The organism is Pedobacter sp. N36a (assembly GCF_014472395.1).
Taxonomy (GTDB): Bacteria; Bacteroidota; Bacteroidia; order Sphingobacteriales; family Sphingobacteriaceae; genus Pedobacter.
Genome location: NZ_JACSZW010000044.1, coordinates 1 through 440, shown reverse-complemented (window position 1 = coordinate 440; position 440 = coordinate 1). Strand labels below are relative to the sequence as shown.

General features: G+C 67.5%; 1 protein-coding gene. It reads left to right on the top strand.

The window, feature by feature from the left end; translation table 11 throughout:
• Positions 1 to 351, top strand: a 351-nt coding sequence (locus H9X96_RS22430; protein ID WP_187668427.1) for a chorismate-binding protein, incomplete at its 5' end; no start/stop codon positions are given.
• Between the last annotated feature and the right edge of the window lie 89 nt (positions 352 to 440).

Below are 440 nucleotides of genomic sequence, written 5' to 3'. Positions count from 1 at the left end.
GTACATCAGCTCGTCTCCACGATTACCGGGCGGTTGCGTCCCGACCGCGGGCTGATCGACCTGGTGCGTGCGACCTTCCCACCGGGTTCGATGACGGGGGCACCGAAGGAGCGCACGTGCGCGCTTATCGACGCCCTCGAGCCCGGCCCGCGCGGAGTGTACTCGGGCGCGATCGGTTATTTCGGTTTCGACGGCAACGCGGAGCTCAGCGTCGTCATCCGCACCGCGGTCAAGCAGGGTGAGCGGCTCACAGTGGGCGCCGGGGGCGCGATCGTGTGGGATTCTCGCGCCGATGCGGAATACGCCGAGCTGCAGCTCAAGGCCAACGCTGTGATCGCGGGGCTGACGTGACATCCTACGTGTGGCAGGGCCGCTGGGTTCCCACGCGTGATACGCCGCAGGGTTTCGACTGCGCGGACTCGTGGCGCCACGAATATGGC